Below are 17,644 nucleotides of genomic sequence, written 5' to 3' on the forward strand. Positions count from 1 at the left end.
CTACCTCGTGCGGCGATTCTGGATTCCCAAAACCGCGGCGGTGAGTCCGCCGGAGCTGATCATCACCAAGAGCAGCAGGATGGCGTCGTAATCCACGGTTTCCAGCCAGTCTCCGCCGACCGGCTTCTTGAGGCCGAGGAAGATGTTCCGCGTGCCGTCGTTGTTGCGGTAGTCCACGCGGAAGGTCTCCGCCTCGCGAACCAGCAGGTCGATGCGGTTGTTCACGAAGAACTCGGAGATTGGCCGTGCCTTCGGGTCGGAACTCTGGACGCGGATGGATTCGATCTGAAGACGGGTGCCGCCGCGGGCGAGATCGGTGATGCGTTCGGCGAGATCGCGGGCATCGGCAGTGTTGGTCGAGTCCGCGGCCCCCAGCTTCACCAGAGCTTCAAGCATGAGTTGGAGGCGCTCCGCCACGGCGGGCTCGAGCGTCTCCGTCACTTCCTTGATCGCATCGACGCGCCGCTGAATCCGGATACGTTCGATCTCGTAGGGATTGCGGGTTGCCTGTGTCACCACCATCGCCTCATAGGCATGGCGCAGCGGCATGAAGCGGGAAGGCACCGGGGTGCCGCCCCGTTCACGTTCGATGCCGCTGTTCTCGAAGAGACCGCGGTTCATTTCGCGGAAAGGCACGAGAGCCCCCGCGAGAAGCATCTGCGGAACCAGCAGCAGCGGCACGGCGGTAAGCGCCGCGCGCTCGGTCTTCACTAGGGAGGATACCAGCAACGCCAGTCCGGTGCCGGTGCAGGCTGTTAGAGTCATCCATAGCCATTGGCTCAAGATCGTCCCCTTGATCTCCAGGATCGTATGGCCAATGACGGTGTAAGCGAGGCACTGTGCGGCGGCGACCAAGCCGAGTGCTCCAAACTTCGCGGTGACGTAGAGCAGGGGATTCGGCCGGCAGTTGCGCTCGCGGCGCAGGATCGGGCGGTCGCGCAGGATCTCGGTGGCCGAGTTCGTGAGGCCCAGGAACATCGCCACCGTGGCGGAGAGAAAGAGGTAGGCCGGAATGTGCAGCGCCGTGTGGAACTCGTAAGAACCTTCCTTTGAAGATCGCAGGGTGACTCCGACCAGGAGAGCGAGGAGAGGCGCTTCTAACAGGGTCGAGTAAAGCGTGCCGCGGTTGCGGACTTTCGAAAGCAGCGAGCGATGAAACTGCGTCTGTAGTACCGACCACGAACGCTTCAGTCCGTAAATCCAACCCGCGCCGCCGCTCGCCGAAGGCACGGGCGAATTGGCGAGACGCTCGACCCGCGAAGGCGGCGCGACTTCTCCCAGCGAATTCACCAGCGATTGGCTCTCGAAGCGTTCCTGCCAGAAGCTCGGTGGGAAACGTCGGGCGGCCGACGGGTTCTGGCCGCCGCCGATGTGGGCGAGCGGAGTCTCCAGCACATCGAAGACGAAATCCGCGCCGAGCGGGACATTCTCCGAGACCGAGGGATGCGAGATCCCGAGCTCGCCGGCCATCTCGCGGAAATAAGCGATCATCGCCTGCGGCGTGCCGTAAAAGGCGAGCTTGCCACCGTTATCTAACAGCAGGACCTTGTCGAAGAGTCCCATCACCTTCGCACCCGGGCGGTGCAGGGACGCGATGACGATCTTGTCTCGGGCGAGCGAGCGCAGGGTTTCCGCCACGTGCTCGGAGTCCTTCGAGGAAAGTCCCGAGATCGGCTCGTCGAAGAGATAGACCTCCGCCGGGCTGCCGAGATCGAGTCCGAGATTCAACCGGCTGCGCTCCCCGCCGCTGAGCGTCTTCTCCCCGGGGGATCCCACCCGCCGCCTGCCGATTGCCTGCAGGCCCAACTCCGCCATGATGCCGTGGGCGCGTCGCTCGACTTCCTCCGCCGAAAGGAAGGGGCGGCGGATTGTGGTCGCATGCCGCAGATGCTCGAGCACAGTGAGCTGCGGATTCAGCGCCTCCTCCTGCGGCATGTAAGCGATGAAGCGGATCAGCTCGAGCCGGTTCTGATAGAGCGAGGATTCGTTCAGCCGAACCCGTCCACGGCTCGGCTCGATCTGCCCGGCGAGCACCGAAAGCAAGGTGCTCTTGCCGCTGCCGCTGGGGCCGATGATGCAGAGCATCTCGCCGCGCCCGATCTCGAAGTTCACGTTATCGAGCGCGCGGATCCCCGGAACGAATTCGTGGATGAGATCTTGGGCGCGGAGCGATTCGATGAGATTGCGCTCCTCATCAATGATGCCCTCGCTAAAGCGGCACCGCAGGGCCTGGGTGCGGGAGAGGCGGATGATCGAGCCCTCGCGCAGGGGCGCGGACCCTTTGACGGGAATCCCGTCCGCGGTCACGGTTTCCTCCGCCTCGCGGACGAAGACGTCACCGGTCCGGCGTTCCAAGTCGAAGCGCACCCGCAGGATCACCCGAGGAGCCATGCCGGGGGCGAGCAGCAGATCGCCCCGGTCGAGCATCGCGGGATCGTTCGAGACCAGGAAGTCGCGCTGGTCCGCCTCCAAGCGGAAACGGCCGCCGGCTTCCACCCGGCGTCGGCGCAGGGCATCCAGCGGGATCGAGAAGCCGGAGGGATCGGATAGCCGCTCGTCATGGCGGCAGAGCACCGGCTTCCCCGGGGTGAGCAGCCCGCGACCTTCGACCACCAGTTCGGTCGGGCGCAGGGCTTCGATCTCGGCTTCCAGGCCGAAGCGGATGCGCACCGCACTCTGGCGGCTCCGCGCCCGCTCGCTGGTGAGACCCTCCTCCGTGGAGGCGAGAAAGATCGCCGGGCGATTCCCGGTGAGCTTCACGTTGAGGAAAAAGACGAGGTCCTCGCAGGTCAGGGTCCAGCCGGGCACCACGAGTTGCTGTCGCTCCCGCATCCGCAGGAAGGCACCGCTTTCCAAGGACCGCCCCCGCATCCAGAGCGGATTTTCACCGGTGTTCCGGACCAGCAGCAGGTCCGAGGCGCGGTAAACGCGGAAGGCGTGCCCCTTCGCTTCCTGGGGAAGCGCCACGTCGGCGTCCGCGTCGGCGGAGAAGATCAGACGCTCGAAGCCGCTGTGCTCGCTGGGAGCTTCCCCGCTCATTTCTGCCAGGATCAAGCGGGCCTGATCGGGGCGGCCGAGGCGTCGCAGGAAGACCTCGAAGGAGGCGCGGCTGCGTTCCGAGCGGCCCACGGCATCCACCAGCGTGTAGAGCTGGAGGCCCACCGCCATCTTCTGGGAGTCGTCTAGCAACTCTCTCAAATCCAGCGCAGTGCGCGCGAGCGGCTTCTGGTCGCGCACGGCCTTCTGCACCCGCCGGGCCAGCCAGCTGTGGTCCGCCTCGGGGAAGGCGCTGCGCAGCAGATCGAGGATCAGGTCGGCCTCGTCGGCATCCATCCGGCCGTCCAGGGTGGCGAAGCCGGTGAACGCATCCACCATCAGTGCCAAGACGCGGGATCCGGAGGAGCCGGAACGACGGCGATGGCGGAAGGCCCGCCACCAACTGCCGGTGACGTTGCGCGTTTCCTGGGCATCGTCGCCAGCCGTCTCGGGATCCATCCGCGCCATCAATGGCAAACAGGCTTGCGCCGGGCAAGAGCGCCGGAAAAAATTGGGTTTTCTTTCGAGGAACCGGGGCTACCCTGTCGCGCCCTTTGCACGTCCTGCCGGAGATGCTATGATCCCCGCGGGTTGCAGCAGGAGCTGCCCTCTAAAAGAATCATGTCTGAATCACCCCAGAACCGTCCGCCGCAGGGTCCAGGGACGCGCGGACCAAACGAACCGCCCGGTTTCAATTGGCGTCTGGCCATCCTTCTCGGTGCCGCGTTCCTCATTCTCGGCCTCGCCTTCTTCAATGCCGGCGGCAGAACGGCGGCCCAGCCCATGAACTATGCGGAGTTCCGCAAGAACTGGGACCAAGGCCGCGTGATCCTCGATGACCCGAAGCACCCGCTGAAGGTCACCACCAAGGAGAATGTCTACAGCGCCGAGATCTCCGGCTATCTGTACAAGGTTCCGCCGCGGAACAGCAACGAGGAGCCCGGCTCCCGCAAGAGCATCCAGGTTTCATCCCTGCCGATCTCGGAACTTTCCGATATCCTGGGCGAGAAGCTGCCGTTCCGGGTGGTGAACGAAGCCCCGCCTCAGCAAGGCGTGGAGGCGGTCTATCTTTCCAAGTTGGATTTCCGCCGCGTCGCCGCGCTTGAGGAGGTGAAGCCCGTCCAAGAGAACGCGCCGATCACGGTTTACTCGACCGACGGCACCAATGGTGTGGTCGTGGCCGTGCACGAGGTGCCCCCGGCTCCTTCCGAAGCCGATGCCAAGGCCCAGCCGATTCCTTTCCAAGTCAGCGCGAACCTGCTGATGCTCGGTGACGAGGTCGGTTCGATCCTTCGGGAGAAGGGGAGCGTCTACAAGGTGGAGAGCGATTTCCTCCGTAGCGCGATCTTCACCTTCCTGCCGGTCCTGCTGATCGTGCTGCTCCTGTTCTTCCTGTTCCGCCAGCAGATGAAGGCGGCGGGTCGCGGGGCGATGTCCTTCGGCAAGTCGAAGGCCCGCCTGCTTACCAGGGATCACAACAAGGTCACTTTCAAGGATGTCGCCGGGATTCAGGAAGCGAAGGAAGAGCTTTGGGAAATCGTCGATTTCCTCCGCGATCCCCGCAAGTTCCAGAAGCTTGGCGGCTCGATCCCGAAGGGCGTTCTGATGGTCGGTCCTCCGGGCACCGGCAAGACCCTGCTTGCCCGCGCTATCGCCGGTGAGGCGGATGTGCCCTTCTTCTCGATTTCCGGTTCCGACTTCGTCGAAATGTTCGTCGGCGTGGGTGCTTCCCGCGTGCGCGACATGTTCGAGCAGGGCAAGAAGCACGCGCCTTGCCTGATCTTCATCGACGAAATTGACGCTGTCGGTCGCCACCGCGGCCATGGCATGGGTGGCGGTCACGACGAGCGCGAGCAGACGCTCAACCAGCTCCTCGTGGAGATGGACGGCTTCGACACGCAGGAGGGTGTGATCATCATCGCCGCGACCAACCGTCCGGACGTGCTCGACCCTGCCTTGCTCCGTCCCGGTCGTTTCGACCGTCAGGTGACCGTTTCCCTTCCTGATGTGAACGGCCGCGAAGAAATCCTTCGCGTGCACGTGAAGAAGATCAAGCTGGCCCCGGGCACGGACCTCGGTGTCATTGCTCGCGGCACGCCCGGTTTCTCCGGTGCCGAGCTGGCGAACCTGATCAACGAGGCGGCCCTGCTTGCCGCCCGCCGCGGACTTTCCGCCGTGACCATCGCCGAGATGGAAGAAGCGCGCGACAAGGTCCGCTGGGGCCGCGAGCGCCGCAGCCTGGCCATGTCGGACAAGGAGCGCATCGGCACGGCTTGGCATGAAGCCGGTCACGCCTACCTCAACATGGTGCTGCCGCACACGCACCCGCTGCACAAGGTGACCATCATCCCGCGCGGGCCCTACCTCGGCGCGACGATGTATCTGCCGGAAGGGGACAAGTATTCCACCCAGCGGAAGGAAGCCCTTGCCAACCTCGTGGTGACCATGGGTGGCCGCATCGCGGAGTGCTTCATCACTGATGACGTTTCGAACGGTGCCTCGGGCGATATCCGCCAGGCCACCTCGCTGGCCCGTCACATGGTCTGCGAGTGGGGCATGAGCGAGAAGCTCGGCATGATCGAATATGGCGATGGCGACAGCCCCGTCTTCCTCGCTCGCGACGTTTCCCGCAGCCGCAACTACTCGGAAGATACCGCGCGCATCATCGATGCCGAGATCAAGCGCTTCATCGATGAAGCCTACGATCAAGCCACCGATATCCTCACCAAGAACAAGCACACCGTCGAGCTGATCGCGAAGGCTTTGCTGGAGTATGAAACCCTCGATGCCTCGCATCTGAAGGACATCATCGACCACGGCGAGATGCGCAATCCACCGAGCGCGCCCAAGCCGCCGCCGGTGCCCGAGGAATTCCGCAAGAAGCCGGCAGCGAAGCCGACCGAGGACAAGCCGGATGAAGGCGGTCCGCTGGCCGGTGAAGTGGTCGGAGCCCCGGCCTGAGCTAGGTCTGGCAAGATCCTGATTTCAAGGCGGCGTGGAGAGATCCACGCCGCTTTCGTTTTGCCCGGAGGATCGGAAGGACGGATCCTATGGCAACTCTGCCCGGCTAGAGCCGGAGAGGTGTCTCACATCCCCGCGAGGCGGTGATTCATCGCCACCGACTTTCTCAGGGCGCGCATCACATCGATCATCGGGATGTGGCCCTTGGCCGCATTGCGGCACTCGTCGTTGATGAAGGCGTTCCGGCTGACGTGGCGGCCGATCTCGCTGAAAAGCTGGCGCATCTGCGTGTCGATCAGGCCGAGTTGGGCCTTGAGCGAAGAGATGTCGCGGTTGGCCTGGCCGATCTGTTGGAAAGCGACCGAGGCCTCGGCCCGGTGCTTCTGGCGCTCCTCTGCCAGCTCCGTGTCGATTGCGTCCACCTTCGCATCGCCTTCGGCAATGCTGGCGGCGACCACGTCGCGGCGCTGCTTGAGCTCGGTGAACTGACCTTTGAGGTCGATCATCCGGCTCTTGGTCTTCTCGATCGCATCGGTGGTGCCCTCGCGCTGGAGGACCTCCAACTTCATCTTGAGGCCGTCATAGATCCGGCGGATCTCACGCGCTTGCTGGATCACCGAATCACGCTCGCGGGAGAGCTTCTCAAGGTCCGCAAGCAGCTCGGCACGCTCGCCCTCCAAGTCGGACTGTGAGTCCGACTTGGATCCGAGCAAATTTGAACGCTGCTCATGGGCATCCGCGAGGATCGCCTCGCAATCCTCCAGCTTGCCCCGGATTTCGTCCCGCTCCTTGATGAGCTTGCGCAGGTTCCAGTATTCCACGCCGAGCTCTTCGACTTCCTCCACCTGCTCCCATACCGACTGCCCGAGCACCTGCTCCGCCTCGCGCAGCAGGTGCATTTCGGAGGCTGCTTCGGCCATCCGGCGTTGGCGCCGGTTGACCCCGAAGGCTTGGGCCATTCGCGCGAGTATGTAGCGGGTGGTGGTCATTCGTTATTTCTTCGCACCGGCGATCCTTTCCTGAAGATTGGCAATTACGCTGAAATCTTCAAGCGTCGTGGTGTTCCCGGTGACCTTCCCGGTGGCAACCAGCTCCTTCAGGAGTCGGCGCATGATTTTGCCCGAGCGGGTTTTCGGCAGGGCCGGGGCGAAATGGAGGTCGTCCGGCTTCGCGATGGCACCGATGACCTTGCCCACGTGCTCCCGCAATTCCTTCTGCAGGGAGGGGGTCTCGGCGATTCCGGCCTTCAGGGTGACGAAGGCGACAACCGCTTGGCCCTTCAGGTCGTCGGGGCGGCCGACCACCGCCGATTCCGCCACGGCAGGGTGACCGACGAGAGCGCTTTCGACTTCCGCGGTGCCGAGGCGGTGCCCGGAGACGTTGAGCACGTCGTCGAGGCGTCCCACGATCCAGAAGTTCCCCTGTTTGTCGCGGCGGGCTCCATCGCCGGCAGTATACATGCCGGGATAATCGGACCAGTAGGTCTTCTTGTAGCGCGCCTTGTCCCCGTAGATCGTGCGGGTCATGGAGGGCCATGGCTTGCGGATGACCAGGCGTCCGCCTTCGTTCGCCTTACATTCCTGGCCGCTTTCATCGAGGATGGCGGCATCGATGCCGAAGAAGGGCAAGGTGGCGGTGCCGGGCTTGAGCGGGGTGCAGCCGGGCAGGGGAGTGATCATGATCGCACCCGTTTCCGTCTGCCACCAGGTATCGACGATGGGGCAACGTCCGCCGCCGATCTTTTCGTGATACCACATCCACGCTTCCGGATTGATCGGCTCGCCGACCGATCCGAGCAGGCGCAGCGAGGATAAGTCATGCTTTGCCGGGAAGTGGTCGCCGGCCTTGATGAAGGCGCGGATCGCGGTGGGCGCGGTGTAGAAGATGGTCACGCCATACTCCTCAATCATCTGCCAGAAACGGCCGAAGTCCGGTTGGTTCGGCGCGCCTTCATACATCACTTGGGTCGCACCCATCGCGAGCGGGCCGTAAACGATGTAGCTGTGACCGGTGATCCAGCCGACATCGGCGGTGCACCAGTAGACATCGTCATCCCGCATGTCGAAGACGTACTTGCAGGTGGTGTAGGTGCCGGTGAGGTAGCCGCCGCTGGTGTGGAGGATGCCCTTCGGCTTTCCGGTGGAACCGGAGGTGTAGAGGATGAAAAGCGGGTGCTCGGAGTCGAAGGCCTTGGCCTCGTGTTTCGCGCTCACCTTGGCAATCTCGTCGTGCCACCAGGTGTCGCGGCCTTTCGTCATCGAGATCTCCTGCTTGGTGCGCTGGTAGACGACCACGGACTTGATGCCCTTGTAGCGCTTCAGCGCTTCATCGACGTTCTCCTTGAGCGGGACGATTTTGCCACGGCGCCAACCGCCATCCGCGGTGATCACGTGGGTGGCGCCGGAGTCCTCCAAGCGGTCCACGATCGAGTCGGAGGAGAAGCCGCCGAAAACCACGGAGTGCACCGCGCCGATCCGGGCGCAGGCGAGCATGGCAACCGCCGCCTCCGGAATCATCGGCATGTAAACCAGCACCCGGTCCTTCGCCTTTACGCCCTTCGCCAGCAAGACGTTGGCGAATTGGCTGACCTCGCGGTGAAGCTGGGCGTAGGTGATCACCCGCTTGTCGCCGGGCTCCCCTTCGAAGATGATCGCGGCCTTGTTCTTGCGCTCGCCCTTGGCATGGCGGTCCACGCAGTTCTCACAGACGTTCAGCTTGCCGTCCACGAACCACTTCGCATCCGGTGCTTTCCAATCGAGCACCTTGCTCCAAGGCTGGCGCCAGGAGAGCTCCTTGGCTTCGCGGGCCCAGAAGACCTGCGGCTTATCCACGGACTCCTGCCAGAGCTTCTTGTACTGGGCGAGACTGGAGATGCGTGCCTTGGCGGAGAACTCCTTCGCAGGCTTGAAGATGCGATCTTCGACGAGATGACTTTCGATCTTGTTGCTCATGGTCCTTGGGTTTCCGGCGCAAGTCGGGTTGCCGGACGTGCGGGAAGCTACAAGGCACCATTCGCAGGGGGCGACTCAAAACTTGCGTTTTGGCGCCCTCTTCGCGGTCTTTTTCGAGGTATGGCGCGAACTTGGCGGCAGGGATAGGCTGCCCGGCTTGCGTTTGGACTTCGGGGCGGATCCGGCCCGGCCGCTTGTTGGCGGCGGTGGTGGTGCGCCAGCCCTGCGCGGCGCTTTCTTGGCTGCCTTTTTCGCGGCCTTCACCGCGGGCCGGCGCTCGGATTTCTGCTTGGGATTGATCTGCAGGCGCTTGATCTCCTCGGCTTCCAAGGGGCGCCACGCGCCGACCGGGAAATCCGCTAGCTCAAGGGTGCCGATGCGGGTCCGCACCAGCCTCTGGACCTGATAGCCGAGCGTGAGGAACATCTGGCGGATCTGGCGCTTCAGGCCGGTTTCCAGCACGATGCGATAACGGCGGGAGGAGATGCGTTGGACGTGCTTGGCCCGCAGGCGCTGCTTCTCCACGTAGACTCCGGAGACGAAGAGATCGAGGTGCTCGTTGAGAACCGGCTGGTTCGAGGTCACGAGATACTCCTTCTCGACCAGCTTCGAAGGGTGCATCAGCTGCTGGGAGAGATCGCCATCGTTGGTCAGGATCAGCAGCCCTTCCGAGTCCCGGTCGAGGCGACCGACGTGGTGGAGGTGTTGGAGGATCGAGGGAAGGATCGTGTAGATCGTATCGCGGCCCAGTTCGTCCTCGCGCGAGCAGACGTACCCCCGTGGTTTGTAGAAGAGCACGGTGTTGGTCTGCTTGGCCTGCACCCGCTTGCCATCCACCCGGACGAAATCGGAGGGCTCCACACGCTGGGCGGGATTCAGGCAGGGCTTGCCGTTGATCTCGACGTGCCCCTCCTGCACCAAGGCGTCGCAGGCGCGGCGGGACCCGACCCCGCAGGAGGCGAGGAACTTGTTCAGGCGGATACCTTCGGCTTCGGACATGGTGGCGATACGGGAGATCTATAACGGATGGCTGAAAACGCAAAGAGCGCAGGCCCTTGCGGAACCTGCGCGCCTGCGGAAAATCGGGTGAAGACGGGGCTTCAGGCCTCGCCCTTGGTCTTGGGCAGGCCGATCGGGCTGCGACCGTCCTTCCAGACGCCGCGCTCCTTCATGAGCTTCACGCGCTCGAAACGCTTCATCACGGAGCGCTTGCCTTCAGCGCCGCCTTTTGCCTTGAGACTGTTGTGCTTGGACATGGGAAAATCGGTAGATCCTACGCGGGGCGCGGAAACTAGGAAGGTCCGGCGCGCTTGGCAATGGGAAAATCCGGGTAGTGGCAGCTTTTCTCAGGCGGTCCCGAAAAGCCGGTCTCCGGCATCGCCCAAGCCAGGCACGATGTAGCCGCGGTCGTTCAAGCCGCGGTCGATGGCTGCCGTGAAGATGGGCACCTCCGGCCAAGCGGCCTCGAAGGTGGCGATGCCTTCCGGCGCGGCGACCAGGCAGGCGAAACGGATATGGGTGGCTCCGAGCTCCGTAAGCCGCCTCACGGCTTCGACTGCGGATCCGCCGGTGGCCAGCATGGGATCGAGCACGATCACCTCGCTCTCGGCGAGGATCGGCGGGGTTTTGATGTAGTAGGGCTCGGGCAGTAGGGTTTCCTCGTTGCGGGCGAGGCCGATGTGGGCGACGGCAGCATCCGGCAACAGATCGAAGAAGCCATCCAGGAAACCGAGCCCGGCGCGCAGGATCGGGGTCAGGATGATCCGGCGGGTGAGTTCTTGGCCGCTGGTCAGTTCCAGCGGTGTCTCGCAGCCGATCACCTTCGTTTCAAAGCTGGCGGTGACGGCAGGAACCATGAGCGAGGCGATGCGGCGGAGGCGCTGGCGGAACTCGGGGCCGGGACAGTTCCGGCAGCGGAGACCGGTCAGCTCGGCCTGGACAAGGGGATGATCGACGACGTGTACCACGCTTGCTTACAAAGCGCGATCCGTGCCGCGAGGCAAGCTGTCAGGCGCGGAGATCGCGCGGACTTGACCATGTGGGATCGAGCCCGAGCTTTCCGGATGATCGCGCATCGTTATCTCGATCTCGAAGGGGTGAGAGTCTTTTACCGGGAGGCGGGACCGGTGAATGCCCCGGTGCTCCTGCTGCCTCATGGCTACCCTTGTTCTTCATTCCAGTACCGCCGCCTGATGCCGGCGCTCGAGGATGGCTGGCGCATTGTCGCGCCGGACTTCCCCGGCTTCGGTCTGAGCGATACGCCGCCGCCGGGCGAGTTCGGATATGACTTCGATGGTTACGCGGCATTCCTCGACCGCTTCGTAAAGCGGCTGGGTCTGGACCGGTTCGCACTCTATCTCCACGACTACGGTTCCCAGATCGGCCTGAGGCTCGCGATCCTCGACCCGGCAAGGATCCGCGGGCTGATCATCCAGAACGGGGATATCTATGAGGACGCGCTGGGTCCGAAGTACGAAACCATCCGTAACTATTGGGCGGATCCGAGCCCGAAGAACCGGAGCGTTCTTGAAGAGTCCGTGAGCGAGGACGGCTTCAGGCACGAATTCGTGGGTGAGATCCCGGAAGAACAGGTCGAGCGGATCCCGCCGGAGCTATGGAAACTGCATTGGCCGCTGATGAACACCCCGCTCCGTCGCGATGTGGCGGTCCGGCTGATGGAGGGCTTGAAGCAAAATCTCCGTTGGTTTCCGCGGTATCAAGCCTACTTGCGCGAGCATCAGCCGCCGACCCTCATTGTCTGGGGGCCGCATGACGGATACATGCCGGAACCTGCAGCCCGGGCTTACCTGCGCGACCTGCCTGAGGCCGAGTTGCATTTGCTAGGCGGAGGCCACTGGCTCCTCGAGACCCACTTCGAGGAAGCTTGTCCCCTGATTCGCGAGTTCTTAAGTGGTTTGGATGCGAGGGGCTCCGGTTTCGTCACGAAGCCCCCCGTTTGATTCACGGGAGAATCAGGAATCCAGGCACTCTTTGATGTAGGCGATGCCCTTCGTGTAAACTTCCTCCGGGGCGGGGAAGAGGTCGCGCCAGACGCGCGTTGCAGCAGCGAGCTCAGGCAGGGCACGGCCGAAGGCCTCGATGGTGAGCCAGCCGTTATAGCCTTCTTCCTTGAGCACCGCGATGCTCTCGCGGATCTGGGCGTGGCCGGTGCCCGGGGTGCCGCGGTCGTTCTCGGAAATGTGGACGTGGCCGACTCGCTTGATGTGCTTGCGCAGGGATTCGGCGGGTTGCTTCTCCTCGATGTTCGCGTGGAAGGTGTCGAACATGGTCGTGAAGTTCGGGTGATCCACCAGCGCGGCGTAGTCGGCACCCTGCTGCATGGTGGTGATGAAGTAGCACTCGAAGCGGTTCAGCCACTCGATCACGAGCTTCACCCCGGCTTCCTGGGCGTAGTCGGCGACCTTGCGGTGGACCTCGGCGGCATGCTTCCACTCGTCGCTGGTGACGGGATCGCCGGAGAAGACGCCAAGCGGTTGGTGATAGGGTCCCATGAGGATTTCGGTCCCGGCGGCATGGCAGGAATCCACGATGCTCTTGAGGTAGTCCACGGCAGCGGCGCGGTGAGCGGCCTCCGGGCTGCAGGGGCTATGGGCGGCATCCGGGATCACCGTGACGGCCGTGGAGCGCAGGCCTTGGTCGCGCAGGGCATCTCCCACCTTCTGGTAGTGAGCCGCATCCGGGGCGAAGATCGGCAGTTCCACCCCGTCGTAGCCCGCGTTCTTCAGGGAAGAAAGAAGATGAAACTGGTCCTCTTGGAGCTGGCCGGTCCAGAGAAGAAGGTTGAAGCCGATTTTCATGGTGCCGCATTCCCTAATTGCCCGGGCCGGGGGGCGACCATTCCAATTTTCGTCAGATTGTGATTTTGCTTCCGTTTTTGTGAGATTTTTTCTGAATCGCGGCCTTCGCAATGCTAGATCTCGTCCACGGTGAACCAAGTTGGTGTCTATCCCACGACCGGGTTAGGCTCTGGGTTACGCAGCTCGGAGGTCACTTGGCACCGGTGGAATTTACTCTCGGAGAACGTGTTGTCTCGCCTTATGCCTTGGCTCCCTGGCTTCCGGGAGAGATCGAGGATTCCATGCCGGTGCTACTGAAGGTGCTGCGCGGCGACTTTCTTTGCTTTCCCTTCGGGCCGCAGGAAAAGGCTCCGCCACACGGTGCCTCGGCAAATGCCACGTGGAAGATCGTAGCGGGCGGCGACAACCTCCTCCACCTCGGGCTGGACGATCCCGACTCGGGCGCGTGGGTCGAAAAGCTCCTCACCCTCCGCGACGGCGAGTCCGCGATCTACTGCGAGCATCGTATCTCGGGTGCGGCCGGTCGCTACAGTTACGGGAATCATCCCGTGATCGACTTCACCAGCATGCCCGAAGGCTCAGCGAGGGTGAGCGTGTCCCCCTTCCGCTTTGGGATGGTTTATCCGGGATTCTTCGCGAATCCGGTCAACCGCGAGTATGGCATCTTGAAGCAAGGCGCCCGCTTCACCGATCTCCGCGAGGTGCCGCTGGCGACCGGTGAGAATGCGGATTTGACGGCCTATCCCGCGAGGCAGGGATTCGAAGATCTGGTGATGATGGTCAATGAGCCTGCCACGCTGGAGCAGCCCTTCGCATGGTCGGCTGCGGTAATGGATGGCTACCTCTGGTTCTCCCTCAAGAACGCCGCGGATTTTCCTTCGACGATCCTGTGGATTTCCAATGGCGGAAGACACAGTGCCCCATGGAACGGCCGCCATCTCGGCAGGATGGGCATCGAGGAAGTCTGCTCCTTCTTCGCCGATTCCGTGGACATCTCGCGCCAAGATCCGCTCGCCGCGGACGGCGTGCCGACCACCCGCGAGTTCCGCAAGGACGAGACCGTCTCGCTGCGTCTCGTGCAAGCGGTCGCCGCCGTGCCGGAAAAGTTCGGCCGCGTGACTTCCATCGTTCCCGCCGGTCCCGGCAAGGTCGTGATCACCGGTGAATCCGGCGCAACCGTCGAGTCGGCCGTCGACTGGAATTTCGTTCTCTAACATCAAGGCATCCGCAAACAGGACTTTGAGTCACCTAGCACCCAACATCTACAACCCAAGATCATGAAACTTCACAATGCCATGTGGCCCGGCCTGGTCGGGAAGGAACCCGGCACCTACCATCCGCCGATCTCGCTCGAGCGCATGCTCGAAATGACCGCCGCCGCCTCCGTCAATGGCCGCAAATACGACGGTGTGGACCTGTTCCTGTTTCACCCGCACACCGACCCCGACGCTTCCGACGACGCGATCAAGGCAATGGCCGACAAGATCGCGGCGCACGGCTTGAAGGTGGGCTCGCTGGTGGCCCCGGTCTGGCCGGGCACGGTCGGCGGACCGGCTTTCGGCTCGGCTGATGATCGCAAGAACTTCGTTCTCGCCGTCGAGAAGGCCTGCCGCATCGCCGACATCCTCAAGGCACATGGCGTGCGTGAGTATGGACTGATCCGCATCGACTCCGCCGGTGGCGTGCACGATTGGGCAGAGGATCCCGCGGGCAATACCAAGAAGATCGCCGAGACCTGGCGTGAAGCCGGCAAGGTCGCCGCCCAACACGGCGAGCGCCTCGCTGCGGAAGGTGAGATCTGCTGGGGTGGCATGCACTCGTGGAAGGCGATGATCGACACGCTGGAAGCGACCGGCATGCCGGAGACCGTTGGCTTCCAGGCTGACCTCGCCCACACCTACCTCTACCTCATGGGCTACAATGCTCCCGAGGCGGCCCTCCTCAAGGAAGGCTACACCGACGAGGAGTTCTGGCCTGCCTACAAGACGCTGACCGATGCGCTGCGCCCGTGGACCATCGACTTCCACGTCGCACAGAACGATGGCTCGGTCCACGGAACCGGCAGCCACGACAAGACCGGCCGCCACTGCCGTGCCGATGACCCGAATGGCAAGCTGGACATCGTCAAGTGCTCCACCTTCTGGCTGCAAGGCGCTGCCGATCGCGGCATGAAGCACATCTGTTGGGACGGTTGCATGTTCTCCAACGACATCCTTGAGGACGCCCGCACCTGGGAGACCATCCTCGGCAAGATGATCGAAGTCGACAAAGCGCTCTGAAGCGGCGGCCACTCCATTCTCCATTATTCAGGACCCATCTACCATGGCTGCCCCGACTTCAATTCTTGCGGAGAAACTGCATGAATATCCTAATCACGATGTCATCGACGGAGGATCGGATTCGATTCTCGATGACTGCCTCAATCAGAACGACGGGGTGCTGCAGCTTCTGCACCGCTACGCCGGCCGGACATTCTGCTCGCCGGGCAAACGCCTTCGCCTGGATGAGAAATCCTACTATCCGGACTACATGGGCGGAACCGGCCTCGATGAAGTCTGGATGTGCTGCACCGTGCCCATTGTGACCGGCGTCATCGATACCCGCACGGGGAAGGCGCCGTTCCGTGAAGGAGAAGCCCACGTTCTCACTCCGGGCGGGCAAGTCATCTCGCTTCAGGATCTGATCGAGGCCAATCCTGAAGCCGTCATGGGAGAAAAGCTGGTGGCGGTTTCCCAATCCCTGTTCGGCAGGGTCACCTGGCCGATCGTGTCCAAGAAGTTCGACAACCTGAACCCCATTCCCCATCACCTTCACTGGTCGAAGTGGGAGGTTTACGACATCAATTCCTTCGATAACCCCGGAGTCAGCCCGTCGCACTACCACACCACGGCCATGGGGCTGTATCCGTTCGTCACCAAGGACCAGTTTCTTGCCTGCATGCAGCGTTGGGGGCAGGGCGAATACAACGGGGTGCGGCACTTGTCGTCGCACACGATGATGAAACTGGATGACGGCTTCGTGATGCCGAATGGCGTGCTGCACTCGCCGACGGACCTTTGCACGCACGAGCTTCACGTCACGATGGACGAGCATTTCCTGGCCGAGGACCTGACGCTTGACGGAAAGATCGGAGCGGCCGATGCGTTCTACGCCTGCCGGGAAGAGGACTATCCGAAAGACCGGCATGAAGACTGGGAATACCTGGTGGACAAGTTCGACTTCGAGGCGAACCAGGATCCCGACTTTGTTCAGAAGAATTCGCGTCCGGCCATCACCGCCAAGGAATTTTCCGGCGACGGAGTGAACGCACAGTGGATTGTTTACGGTGATTTCCTCGGCGACCAGAAGTGCTCCATTCTCCGGCTGACCCTTGAGCCCGGAGCTAGGACGAGTTTCCGCCCGGAAAGCCCCGCTCTATTCCACACGAACGGCGGACGCGGCCGGGTCGGAAAACTCGAAGTGCGCTATCACCAGGACATGAAGCTCGGCGATATCTATCCCGAGATCGGATTCATCACCCAGGCCGCGCTGAATCGCGGTGGTGTGGAAATCGAGAACATGGGAGATGAACCGCTCGTGCTGACCTTCGACTTCCCGCAACACGCGCATTCCCAAACACCCGGCGCCGCATGACGCCGTTTTGAATCAAACATCAACCCAAGACGCACCCTCTTCCCCATCATGAAAAAGGAAATCCGCATCGGCCTCATCGGCTACGGCTTCATGGGCCGTACCCATTCGAACGCCTATTCCCAACTCTCGCACTTCTTCGACACCACGCACGTCCCTGTCCGCCAGGCCGTCTGCGGTCGGGACGAGGCCAAAGTGAAGGCCTTCGCCGAAAAGTGGGGCTACGCGTCCTACGAGACCGACTGGCGCAAGCTGGTCGCCCGCGAGGACATCGATGCTGTCGACATCTGCACCCCGAACGACTCGCATGCCGAGATCGCGCTCGAGTGCATCAAGCATGGCAAGATGATCCTCTGCGAAAAGCCGCTCGCGCTGAACGGCACGCAAGGCGAGGAGATGGTCAAGGCCGTCGAAGCCTCCGGCCTGCCGAACCTCGTCTGGTACAACTACCGCTTCCTGCCCGCCGTCACCCTCGCGAAAAACATCGTCGATGCCGGCGAACTCGGCCGGGTCTTCCACTACCGCGCGAACTTCCTGCAGGACTGGACGATCTCCGAAGAGTTGCCGCAAGGCGGTGCCGGCCTCTGGCGTCTCGATGCCGCAGCGGCAGGTTCCGGCGTGACCGGCGACCTGTTGGCTCACTGCATCGACACCGCGCGCTGGATCAACGGTGACATCGTCTCAGTTTCCGCGATGACGGAAACCTTCATCAAGGAGCGCGTGCACACCGCCACCGGTGAGAAGCACCCAGTCACCATCGACGATGCCTGCGCCTTCCTCGCCCGCTTCGAAAACGGCTCGCTGGCGATCTTCGAGAGCACCCGCTACGCCCGTGGCCACAAGGCGCTCTACACCTTCGAGATTAACGGCGAGAAGAAGTCGCTGGCGTGGGATCTTCACGATCTCAACTACCTGTCCTACTTCGATCACGGCGTCCCCGGCGATCGTCGCGGCTGGACCAATATCCACACCACGGACGGGGATCATCCCTACTCCGGCAACTGGTGGGTGCCCGGCCTCTGCCTCGGCTACGAGCACTCCTTCACCCACGAACTGGCCGAGTTTTTCAAGGACCTCGACAGCCCGCAGAAGGAGAAGCGCTACCCCGACTTCCGCCACGCCCTCGGCACGCAGTATGTCTGCGATGCCGTGCTTGAGTCCGCGAAGACCAAGCAGTGGGTGGATGTGAAGAAGGCTTGATCCGATTTGTTAGAAGCCCGCCGGGTTCCGTTTGCAGCGGGATCCGGC

The 17,644-nt window shown here is 62.9% G+C and carries 13 protein-coding genes; 6 read left to right on the plus strand and 7 right to left on the minus strand.

Annotated features, from left to right (window positions below):
- Nucleotides 1-3,495: an ATP-binding cassette domain-containing protein gene (locus tag OJ996_RS22615; protein ID WP_264515977.1), complete on the minus strand. Its 3,495-nt coding sequence runs from the start codon at nt 3,493-3,495 to the stop codon at nt 1-3.
- Nucleotides 3,496-3,657: 162 nt separating this feature from the next.
- On the opposite strand from OJ996_RS22615, the gene ftsH reads away from it, so the two are divergent.
- Nucleotides 3,658-5,997 (plus strand): ATP-dependent zinc metalloprotease FtsH, encoded by a 2,340-nt coding sequence (ftsH, locus tag OJ996_RS22620; protein ID WP_319800709.1) that lies wholly within the window; start codon nt 3,658-3,660, stop codon nt 5,995-5,997.
- 125 nt (nt 5,998-6,122) lie between these two features.
- Here ftsH and OJ996_RS22625 read toward each other — a convergent pair whose 3' ends face one another.
- The 5 genes from OJ996_RS22625 to upp form a co-directional block, all read right to left on the minus strand.
- The gene (locus OJ996_RS22625; RefSeq protein ID WP_264515978.1) at nt 6,123-6,986 is read right to left on the minus strand and encodes a hypothetical protein; all 864 of its coding nucleotides are present in this window, start codon (nt 6,984-6,986) and stop codon (nt 6,123-6,125) included.
- Between the two features lie 3 nt (nt 6,987-6,989).
- A complete protein-coding gene (acs, locus tag OJ996_RS22630; RefSeq protein ID WP_264515979.1) occupies nt 6,990-8,948 on the minus strand; it encodes an acetate--CoA ligase in 1,959 nt (652 codons plus the stop codon).
- A gap of 75 nt (nt 8,949-9,023) precedes the next feature.
- Nucleotides 9,024-9,947 (minus strand): pseudouridine synthase, encoded by a 924-nt coding sequence (locus OJ996_RS22635; RefSeq protein ID WP_264515980.1) that lies wholly within the window; start codon nt 9,945-9,947, stop codon nt 9,024-9,026.
- A 101-nt stretch (nt 9,948-10,048) separates the two neighbouring features.
- Nucleotides 10,049-10,204 (minus strand): small basic protein, encoded by a 156-nt coding sequence (locus tag OJ996_RS22640; protein ID WP_264485692.1) that lies wholly within the window; start codon nt 10,202-10,204, stop codon nt 10,049-10,051.
- Between the two features lie 90 nt (nt 10,205-10,294).
- Nucleotides 10,295-10,915 carry a uracil phosphoribosyltransferase gene (gene upp, locus OJ996_RS22645; protein WP_264515981.1) on the minus strand — a complete coding sequence of 207 codons (621 nt, stop codon included), beginning with the start codon at nt 10,913-10,915 and terminating at the stop codon, nt 10,295-10,297.
- A 96-nt stretch (nt 10,916-11,011) separates the two neighbouring features.
- Here upp and OJ996_RS22650 point away from each other — a divergent pair, with 96 nt between their 5' ends.
- Nucleotides 11,012-11,908: an alpha/beta fold hydrolase gene (locus tag OJ996_RS22650; RefSeq protein WP_264515982.1), complete on the plus strand. Its 897-nt coding sequence runs from the start codon at nt 11,012-11,014 to the stop codon at nt 11,906-11,908.
- Nucleotides 11,909-11,920: 12 nt separating this feature from the next.
- On the opposite strand, the gene OJ996_RS22655 is transcribed toward OJ996_RS22650, so the two are convergent.
- Nucleotides 11,921-12,766, minus strand: coding sequence for a sugar phosphate isomerase/epimerase family protein (locus OJ996_RS22655; RefSeq protein ID WP_264515983.1), 846 nt, complete (start codon nt 12,764-12,766; stop codon nt 11,921-11,923).
- 245 nt (nt 12,767-13,011) lie between these two features.
- On the opposite strand from OJ996_RS22655, the gene OJ996_RS22660 reads away from it, so the two are divergent.
- The 4 genes from OJ996_RS22660 to OJ996_RS22675 all read left to right on the plus strand — a co-directional run bounded on the left by OJ996_RS22660 (nt 13,012) and on the right by OJ996_RS22675 (nt 17,596).
- Nucleotides 13,012-13,980, plus strand: coding sequence for a hypothetical protein (locus tag OJ996_RS22660; protein WP_264515984.1), 969 nt, complete (start codon nt 13,012-13,014; stop codon nt 13,978-13,980).
- 63 nt (nt 13,981-14,043) lie between these two features.
- Nucleotides 14,044-15,045 carry a sugar phosphate isomerase/epimerase family protein gene (locus OJ996_RS22665; RefSeq protein ID WP_264515985.1) on the plus strand — a complete coding sequence of 334 codons (1,002 nt, stop codon included), beginning with the start codon at nt 14,044-14,046 and terminating at the stop codon, nt 15,043-15,045.
- 43 nt (nt 15,046-15,088) lie between these two features.
- Nucleotides 15,089-16,399, plus strand: coding sequence for a hypothetical protein (locus OJ996_RS22670; protein WP_264515986.1), 1,311 nt, complete (start codon nt 15,089-15,091; stop codon nt 16,397-16,399).
- 48 nt (nt 16,400-16,447) lie between these two features.
- The gene (locus OJ996_RS22675) at nt 16,448-17,596 is read left to right on the plus strand and encodes a Gfo/Idh/MocA family protein (RefSeq protein WP_264515987.1); all 1,149 of its coding nucleotides are present in this window, start codon (nt 16,448-16,450) and stop codon (nt 17,594-17,596) included.
- Nucleotides 17,597-17,644: the final 48 nt, after the last annotated feature.

The sequence above is a fragment of the Luteolibacter rhizosphaerae genome, from assembly GCF_025950095.1.
In the GTDB taxonomy this organism is placed as follows: Bacteria; Verrucomicrobiota; Verrucomicrobiia; order Verrucomicrobiales; family Akkermansiaceae; genus Haloferula; species Haloferula rhizosphaerae.

What these genes read in the sequence shown, in the direction of transcription:
- OJ996_RS22615 (WP_264515977.1), bottom strand. Translation starts at nt 3,495, where the DNA reads ATGGATCCCGAGACGGCTGGCGACGATGCCCAGGAAACGCGCAACGTC.
- ftsH (WP_319800709.1), top strand. Translation starts at nt 3,658, where the DNA reads ATGTCTGAATCACCCCAGAACCGTCCGCCGCAGGGTCCAGGGACGCGC.
- OJ996_RS22625 (WP_264515978.1), bottom strand. Translation starts at nt 6,986, where the DNA reads ATGACCACCACCCGCTACATACTCGCGCGAATGGCCCAAGCCTTCGGG.
- acs (WP_264515979.1), bottom strand. Translation starts at nt 8,948, where the DNA reads ATGAGCAACAAGATCGAAAGTCATCTCGTCGAAGATCGCATCTTCAAG.
- OJ996_RS22635 (WP_264515980.1), bottom strand. Translation starts at nt 9,947, where the DNA reads ATGTCCGAAGCCGAAGGTATCCGCCTGAACAAGTTCCTCGCCTCCTGC.
- OJ996_RS22640 (WP_264485692.1), bottom strand. Translation starts at nt 10,204, where the DNA reads ATGTCCAAGCACAACAGTCTCAAGGCAAAAGGCGGCGCTGAAGGCAAG.
- OJ996_RS22650 (WP_264515982.1), top strand. Translation starts at nt 11,012, where the DNA reads ATGATCGCGCATCGTTATCTCGATCTCGAAGGGGTGAGAGTCTTTTAC.
- OJ996_RS22655 (WP_264515983.1), bottom strand. Translation starts at nt 12,766, where the DNA reads ATGAAAATCGGCTTCAACCTTCTTCTCTGGACCGGCCAGCTCCAAGAG.
- OJ996_RS22665 (WP_264515985.1), top strand. Translation starts at nt 14,044, where the DNA reads ATGAAACTTCACAATGCCATGTGGCCCGGCCTGGTCGGGAAGGAACCC.
- OJ996_RS22670 (WP_264515986.1), top strand. Translation starts at nt 15,089, where the DNA reads ATGGCTGCCCCGACTTCAATTCTTGCGGAGAAACTGCATGAATATCCT.
- OJ996_RS22675 (WP_264515987.1), top strand. Translation starts at nt 16,448, where the DNA reads ATGAAAAAGGAAATCCGCATCGGCCTCATCGGCTACGGCTTCATGGGC.